At 64.3% G+C, this 7,390-nt stretch carries 6 protein-coding genes; 1 reads left to right on the top strand and 5 read right to left on the bottom strand.

Annotated features, from left to right (window positions below; translation table 11 throughout):
• Positions 1 to 100: 100 nt before the first annotated feature.
• From EN991_RS16115 to EN991_RS16090, 5 genes are all read right to left on the bottom strand, one after another.
• The gene (locus EN991_RS16115) at positions 101 to 979 is read right to left on the bottom strand and encodes an ABC transporter ATP-binding protein (protein ID WP_127369126.1); all 879 of its coding nucleotides are present in this window, start codon (positions 977 to 979) and stop codon (positions 101 to 103) included.
• On the bottom strand, positions 976 to 1,824 hold the full coding sequence (locus EN991_RS16110) for an ABC transporter permease (protein WP_013527973.1): 849 nt from the start codon (positions 1,822 to 1,824) through the stop codon (positions 976 to 978). The genes EN991_RS16115 and EN991_RS16110 overlap by 4 nt, the downstream gene beginning before the upstream one ends.
• Positions 1,817 to 2,824 carry an ABC transporter permease gene (locus EN991_RS16105; protein ID WP_013527972.1) on the bottom strand — a complete coding sequence of 336 codons (1,008 nt, stop codon included), beginning with the start codon at positions 2,822 to 2,824 and terminating at the stop codon, positions 1,817 to 1,819. The genes EN991_RS16110 and EN991_RS16105 overlap by 8 nt, the downstream gene beginning before the upstream one ends.
• Before the next feature lie 222 nt (positions 2,825 to 3,046).
• Positions 3,047 to 4,576, bottom strand: coding sequence for an ABC transporter substrate-binding protein (locus tag EN991_RS16095; protein ID WP_027161803.1), 1,530 nt, complete (start codon positions 4,574 to 4,576; stop codon positions 3,047 to 3,049).
• A gap of 108 nt (positions 4,577 to 4,684) precedes the next feature.
• Complete coding sequence (locus EN991_RS16090; protein WP_127369125.1) at positions 4,685 to 6,259, bottom strand: NAD(P)/FAD-dependent oxidoreductase; 1,575 nt, start codon at positions 6,257 to 6,259, stop codon at positions 4,685 to 4,687.
• Between the two features lie 118 nt (positions 6,260 to 6,377).
• Here EN991_RS16090 and EN991_RS16085 point away from each other — a divergent pair, with 118 nt between their 5' ends.
• A complete protein-coding gene (locus EN991_RS16085; RefSeq protein WP_063169953.1) occupies positions 6,378 to 7,169 on the top strand; it encodes a cyclase family protein in 792 nt (263 codons plus the stop codon).
• Positions 7,170 to 7,390 lie beyond the last annotated feature (221 nt).

Below are 7,390 nucleotides of genomic sequence, written 5' to 3'. Positions count from 1 at the left end.
CTGAAGGGCCTGGACTTCGACCAATGGCGCGCGGCCGATCAGCGGCTTGCGCGTCATGTCGGGCAGCGCGACCTTCAGCCCGCGCACGGAGAACAACGGTTCAACCATGCGGCCGCCTCCAGGCTTGGTCGGCGGCAGCGATCTCCGAAGCAAGTCCGGCCAGCACCGCCTCGTCCACCGGTCTTAGCGAGGCGAAAGGATCGGTGTAGCGTGGCGTCGCCGCGATCAGCGCCCGTGTGTAGGGGTGCTGCGGCGCGGCGAAGAGCGCTGCGGTCTCGGCCTCCTCCACCACCTTGCCGGCATAGAGCACCGAGACCCTCTGGCTGATCTTGGCGACGACGCCGAGATCATGGGTGACGAACAGGATCGCGGTGCCGTGCTCGCGCTGCAATTGTGCGATCAGCCGCAGGATCTGCTTCTGCACGGTGACGTCGAGCGCCGTGGTCGGCTCGTCGGCGACGATCAGCCTTGGCTCGGCGGCGAAGGCGGCAGCGATCAGCACGCGCTGGCGCATGCCGCCGGACAGTTCGTGCGGATAGCTTTTGAGCACGCGGTCGGGGTCGCGGATCTGCACCTCGTCCAGCAACTGGCGAATGCGGGTATCGGCCTTCTCGCCACTCCAGCCGAGGATGCGCACCAGCCGGTCGGTCATCTGCGAGCCGATGCGGCGCGACGGGTTGAGCGCGGTCAGCGGGTCCTGCGGGATTAGCGCCGTGCATGCCCCGATCAGCGTGCGCCGCGCCTTGGGCTGCAATTTGCCGAGGTCTTCGCCCTCGAGCCGCATGTCGCCTTCGACGATGCGCACGCTCGACGGCAGCACACCGAGCACCGCCTTGCCGATCATCGTCTTGCCGGCGCCGCTTTCGCCGACCAGCGCGCGGACCTCGCCGGGCTGAACGGCAAGCGACACCGAGCGCAATACGCGCTGGCCGTTGGGCAGCACGGCGCTCAGATCCCTGATGTCGAGACAGGCGCTCATCGCAGCACCGGATCGAAACGCGTCTTCAGCGCCTCGCCGAACTGGCTGAACGACAGCACGGTCAGGATCAGCGTGATCAGCGGAAATACGAGCACCCACCACGCCTGATGGATCGACAGCCGGCCCTCGGCGATGATGCCGCCCCAGGTCGGGTCGTCGGTCGAGATCGACAGATTGACGAAGGACAGGATCGCCTCGACGATGACGGCGATGCCCATCTCCAGCGACAGCAGCGCCACGATCGACGGCACCACATTGGGCAGCACTTCGCGAAGCATGATGCCGATGCGGCCATAGCCGGCGATGCGGGCATTCTCGACATAGTCCATGCGCGACTGGCCCATCGTCTCGGCACGGATCACCCGGCAGAAACGCGTCCAGTCGATGATGGCGATGGCGAGGATGACGGAACTCAAGCCTGTGCCGAGCACCGCAACCAAAAGGATGGCGAACAGCACCGGCGGAAATGCCATCCAGACATCGACGATGCGCGAGATGATGCGGTCGGCCCAGCCGCCGAAATAGCCGGCTATCAGCCCCAGCATCGAGCCGACCAGGCAGGCGGCGATGGCCGCGGCGAAAGCGACGATGAAGGCGATGCGGCCGCCGAAGATCAGTCGCGACAACAGATCGCGGCCGAGGCTGTCGGTGCCGAGCCAATAGCCGGGTTCGGCGCCGGCCATCCAGAACGGCGGCAACCGTTCCAGCATCAAATCCTGCGCCAGCGGATCCTGCGGCGCGACCAGCGGCGCGAAGATTGCCGCCAGAAGCGCCAGCAGCAGCCAGCCGCCGGCCAGCCACAGACGCGGCGACACAGCTCGTCTTTGAGCGCGGCCCTCATCCATGGCGCAGCCTTGGATTGAGCAGTGCGTACATCATGTCGACGCTGAGGTTGATCAGCACGAACAGCAGCGCGAAGACCAGAACGATGCCCTGGATCAGCGGCAAGTCGCGGTTGATGACGGCGTCGATCGCCATGTTGCCGAGGCCTTCATAGGAAAACAGCCGTTCGACGATGACGGTGCCGCCGATGAGGAAGGTGAACTGCACGCCGACCAGCGTCAGCGTCGGCAGCGCGGCATTCTTCAGCGCTTCGCGCAGGATGACCTGCGTTTCCGAGAATCCCTTGACCCGCGCCAGCACGACGTAGTCGAGGTCGAGCACTTCCTTCAGCGACTGTTTCAGCAGCTGCGAGATGATCGCCGCCAGCGGCAGCGCCAGCGCCACGGCCGGCATCAGCATGTGTTTCAGCAGATCCCAGGTCAGGTCGAGGCGCAGACGAAGCAAGCTCTCGAACAGATAAAACTGGGTGACGAAGGGCAGGTCGAGCTGCGGCGACACTCGGCCGGAAATGTCGAAGATCGGCACCAGCACGCCGAACAGCAGGATCAGCACCAGGCCCCACAGGAAGTCGGGAATGGAAAGCGCCGCGCCGCTGGCGATGTCGATGCCGGCCTCGACCGCCGTGCCGCGTTCGCGCGCGCCGATGATTGCCGTCGTGCCGCCGAGCGCCACCGCCATCACAAGCGCGACGATGGCAAGCTCCAGCGTCGCTGGCAGCCGGTTGAAGACGAGACCCAGCACATCCTGCCTGAGCGAAATCGAGGTGCCGAAATCGCCCCTGGCGACGCCTGACAGCCAGATGAAGAATTGCTGCACGATGGTCTTGTCGAGGCCGTAGAGCGCTCGCAGCCGGGCAATGTCGGCATCCGTAGCACCAGGCGGCAGCATCATGGCGATCGGATCGCCGGGCGCGACGCGGATCACGACAAAGACGACGACGGCCACGCCGAACAGCGTGATCAGCATCGTCAGCAGACGGATCAGGAATCTCTGCAGGAGCATTCTGGCGTAGGCCTAATGCGTTTCGGTGACTGATGGAACGAAGACCCCTCATCCGGCCGCTTCGCGGCCACCTTCTCCCCGAGGGGAGAAGAGGTCGCTGACGGCTGAGCCGGTCTCTTCTCCCCAGCGGGGAGAAGGTGGCCCGAAGGGCCGGATGAGGGGGCCTGCGCAAGTTGGGAGAAGGCATGCCGGCTTTGCGACAGCGCGCCTTTCTCGACTCTCTCAGGCCGGGGTCATCAGGGCCGGCAGCAGCGCGCCCGACACATGCTGAACCACATTGACGCCCTTGGCATGGACGATGGGCTGCGCATACTGCATCAGCGGCAGCACATAGGCCTGCTCGGCGATGTATTTGTCGACAGCCTTCCAGCCGGCGATGCGCTTGGCCTCGTCCTTCTCGCCCCACAAGGGGTTGATCATGTCGATCAAATCCTGGCTGTCCCACACCGAATGCGGGCTCGGGCCGTACATGGCAAAGCCGGTCGAGGTGGTCGGATCGCCGATGGCGTTGCCCCAGTTGTAGAAGGCGGCCGGCGCCAGCTTATCGGCGGCGCGCAGTTCGTAGTGCTTTGCGATCTCGTAGACCTCGATCGTCGCCTCGATGCCGACCTTGCGCCACATGCCGACGATCGCCTGGATCATCTCATAGTCCTTGGGCTTGAAGCCCTTGGTCGTCTGGATGGTGAACTTGACCGGCTTTTCCGGCGAATAGCCGGAGGCAGCCAGCAATTCCTTGGCCTTTTCCGGATTGTGCTCGACCTTGATCGACGCGTCGTAGGATGCGTATTCCGGCGTTTCCAGCGTATCGATCGGCTGTCCGTAGCCGCGCAGCAGGCGATCGACCAGCAGCTTCTTGTCGACGGCCATCACGGCGGCCTGACGGACGTTCTTGTCCAGCATCGCCTCGATGTCGTTGAAGAAGATCATGCCGATGTCGGAAACGTTCTTGCACGAGCCGGCCAGCCCGTCCTTGGCGATCAGCCGGTCATACTCCTCGTAGGGGATTTCGAGCGTCACTTGCGAGGAGCCGGATTCGATCTCGGCGACGCGGCTTGCCGCGTCGGCGACGAACTTGATCGTCACATTCTCGAAGGCCGGCTTGCCGCCCCAGTAGTTCGGGTTTGCCTTGAGCCGCAGGAAAGCGTTGCGCTCGAACTTTTCCACCATGTAGGGCCCGGTGCCGATCGGCGCCTTCTCGAAACCTTCGGCGCCGACCTTCTCGTAATAGGCCTTCGGCATGATGTAGCCGGTCAGGAACGACATCCATTTGAAATAGACCGGGTCGAACTGCACGACGTCGCCGGTGATCTTGTTGCCGTCGATCTTGAAGTTGTTGACGTTCTTCCAGACGAACTGGATCGGGTTGCCGGTCTTTTCGTCGCCTGCCCGCTGTAGCGACCAGACGACGTCCTCGGCCGTGAACGGCGAGCCGTCATGCCAGGTCACGCCTTCGCGCACCGTCATCATGATCTTGGTGCGGTCGTCGTTCCAGCCCCATTCGGTGAGCAGGCCGGGCGCGAAGGACAAATCGGGCTTCTGCGGGATGAATTGATCGAACACCGACTGGTAAAGCCCCTGGATTGTCGGGTTGACGGCCGACGGGCCGGTGGTTGGATCCCAGGATGGCAGGTTGACGTTGTAGGCGATGGTCAGTTCGCCGGCAGCCGCCCTAGCGATCTGCGGCAGGCCGACGGCGGCCACCCCGAGTGCCGCGGCGCTGTATCCCAGCAATTCACGTCTGTTGATTGTCATGGTCGTTCCCCTTGTTGGTTTTGTTTCTGCGCGGCGTCTTCATGTCATCGGTTCAGGCTTCTTGGGCAGCAGCGCCTTGCCTCGTAGCCTCAAGGAAATCTCCGGCTCCTACCTCCCGCCAAGCTGTTGTGCGAGCATGAAGCCCGACGCCGCACCGGTGCCGGCGCCCGGCCATGTCGCGGCTCCAGTGAGGTGCAGATGCGCCACCGGCGTGTTCCAGCCGGCATAGTTGCGCGCCGGGCGGAATAAAAAGTTCTGCGCCAGATGATGGCTGCCGCAGACCTGGTCGCCACCGACGAGATTCGGGTTCTCACGCTCGAGGTCGACGGGCGAGAAGACGGCGCGGCCGAGAATCTTGTTGCGCAGGCCGGGCGCATAGGTCTCGATGATGTCGAGGACACGCTCGGCGTAGGCTTCCTTCACCTTGTCCCAATGGTCCGGTGCGATCTTGCCGGCGGCATCGCCCAGGATTTCGGCCGGCAGCATGCGCACTTGCACCCACAGCACATGCTTGCCCTGAGGCGCCCGCGACGGGTCGATCGCCGTCGGCTGGCCGACCACCAGCACAGGCTCGTCCGGCAGCATGCCCGCCATCGCCTGCTGATAGGTGCGCGACATGGCGTCGAGCGACGGCGACAGATGCACATAGGCGAACTGCCGAAGCTCCGCTCCGGCACGCCAATCCGGCAAATCGTCCAGCGCCAGGTGGATCATCATCGTGCCTGGCGCATGGCGGAATTTCTGCATCGCCGTGTCGAAGCCGGCGTCGCCCGAACCATTGGGCAGCAATCTGCCCGTCAGCGCCGTAGGCGCGACGCCGGCAATGACTGCCCTGGTGGCGGTATGCGTCTCGCCCGAAGCGAGCCGTACGCCGGTCGCGCTGCCGGCGGAAACCGTGATCTCGGCGACTTCGGCGCCGGTGACGATCTTGCCTCCGGCGGAGGTCACCATGCCAGAGAGGGCACGGATGATGGTATCGGCGCCGCCCTTGCCCAGCACCATGCCGAAACTCTGGTTGGCCATCGATTCCAGATAAGGGAACACGGCACCGCCGGCGACATCCGGGGCGAAGTCGAGATGCATGCCCCAAGTGGCGAGCGTTGCCCTGATATACGGCGACTCGAAAGTTTCCTCCAGCCAGGCGCGGGGTGAGGACAGCAGCAGGCGGCCCGTATCGAGCGAACCGGCGATGCCCTTCTTGCGCCACAGGTTCCACGCCGTGCCGGCAAGCGCGCGGGCACTCATCGGCGAACCCAGCAGCCGGAACAGGTGTTCGGCCTCCGCCGGGAAGGCGGCGACCAGCCTGCGCCATGTGGCGGCGTCGGCGGCGGAGAAGGCGGCGATGCGCGCGGCCGTCTTTTCCAGATCGTTGCTGACGCCGAACCAGCGCCCGTCAGGGAATGCGCTGGCGAAACAGTCGGCGACCGGGGCGAACTCCAGCCCCTGCGCTTTCAATTCATTTGCATATTTCCGGTGGAAGGCCGAGCCGGCGAAGAGGCTGAGGTTCATCGCGCCGAAATCGTGGCGGAAGCCGGGAAGGGTGAATTCGCGCGTCTGGACGGCGCCGCCGATTGTCGCGCCGCGCTCGAAAACCCCTGTTTTCCAGCCTTTGAGCGCCAAATGCGCGGCGCATGCCAGACTGTTGTGGCCCGCCCCGACAAAGATGGCGTCGAACTCGCTCACGCCCCGTCCCCATTTCCTTTATGCTTAAAGATAATTGCAGATGCATATGTTTTCGTCTAGTAGGATATTAAGGGCCGAGACGAGCCTTGATCATCACACGAAGAGGGAACTTCAAACCATGGACACGCAAAAACTCCTCGGCGAAGTCGCCGGCCAGCTTCTTTCAGGCGCCATCAAGGTGGTCGACCTGTCGGCGCCGCTCGGGCCGGACACGCCGTTGATCAAGCTGCCGCCGGAACTCGCCGTCGACACGCCGAAGGTCGAGATCCACAACATCTCCCGTTACGACAAGAACGGTCCGTGGTGGGCCTGGAACTGGCTGAAGCTCGGCGAACATTCGGGCACGCATTTCGACGCGCCGCAGCACTGGATCAGCGGCAAGGATTATCCGGACGGCGCCACCGACACCATTCCGGCGCAGAATTTCGTCGGCCCCGTCAATGTCATCGATTGTTCGAAGGAAGCCGCCGCCGACCCCGATTTCCTGCTCACCGTCGACCACATCAAGGCCTGGGAAGCCAAGCACGGCGCGATCAATGCCGGCGAATGGGTGGTGATGCGCACCGACTGGTACAAGCGCAACGGCTCGGAAGCCGAGTTCCTCAACGCCAACGAGACCGGCCCGCACACGCCCGGGCCGACGGCCGAAGCCATCCAGTTCCTGATCAGCAAGGACATCAAGGGCTGGGGCTCGGAGACGATCGGCACCGATGCCGGCAAGGCCGGTGGCATGGAGCCGCCATTCCCGGCGCACACGCTGATGCACAAGGCCAACCGCTACGGTCTCGCCAGCCTCTGCAACCTCGACCAGCTGCCGCCGAAGGGCGCCATCCTGATCGCGGCGCCGCTCAAGATCGAGCACGGCACCGGCAGCCCGATTCGCGCGCTGGCGCTGGTGTCGAAGCAATAAAGCGAGGTGGGTCTTCGGGAGAAGATCATGCGAGAAGGCGAAACCGGGTTGATGGCAGGTAGAGGGTGGCAGGCTTGTAGCGCTAGCGCCCTACGGCGCCCCCCTCTGTCCTGCCGGACATCTCCCCCTCAAGGGGGGAGATTGGCCTTCACAATGGTTTTCGCCAATCTGCGACGTTGCAGGATTGAGTGGGGCGCCGAAGCTGCCAATCTCCCCCCAAG

The sequence above is a fragment of the Mesorhizobium sp. M7A.F.Ca.US.005.03.2.1 genome (assembly GCF_003997795.1).
Classification (GTDB): domain Bacteria; phylum Pseudomonadota; class Alphaproteobacteria; order Rhizobiales; family Rhizobiaceae; genus Mesorhizobium; species Mesorhizobium ciceri.
The sequence above is the reverse complement of the archived record's forward strand: the minus strand, read 5'-3'. Positions and strand labels throughout refer to the sequence as shown.

Coding starts and splice junctions, on each gene's coding strand:
- EN991_RS16095 (WP_027161803.1), bottom strand. CDS start 4,576: ATGACAATCAACAGACGTGAATTGCTGGGATACAGCGCCGCGGCACTC.
- EN991_RS16115 (WP_127369126.1), bottom strand. CDS start 979: ATGAGCGCCTGTCTCGACATCAGGGATCTGAGCGCCGTGCTGCCCAAC.
- EN991_RS16110 (WP_013527973.1), bottom strand. CDS start 1,824: ATGGATGAGGGCCGCGCTCAAAGACGAGCTGTGTCGCCGCGTCTGTGG.
- EN991_RS16085 (WP_063169953.1), top strand. CDS start 6,378: ATGGACACGCAAAAACTCCTCGGCGAAGTCGCCGGCCAGCTTCTTTCA.
- EN991_RS16105 (WP_013527972.1), bottom strand. CDS start 2,824: ATGCTCCTGCAGAGATTCCTGATCCGTCTGCTGACGATGCTGATCACG.